We start from the raw sequence: 234 nt of genomic DNA, 5'->3' as shown, positions 1-234 counted from the left end.
TTTTCGGCACTTTTTGTTTTAGAGTGTGCTCTGTTAAAAAAGCGAGATTCTGGTGGTTCTTTACTGGGGAAAAAGGGGAATTTGTTTTCTTAAATTTAGAAACTGTAAAACAATCTGTTTTATAGAATTTAACAGATGAACCTTTCATTTAGAGGGACAAAATTATGCCGCATATGGAACTAACAAGTCTGGAAACGATTGGAATGTTGCGCTTGTTTATCCAAGCCAATTGGG

The sequence above is a fragment of the Bartonella sp. MR168JLCBS genome, assembly GCF_042194175.1.
Note: the sequence above shows the minus strand (reverse complement) of the source record.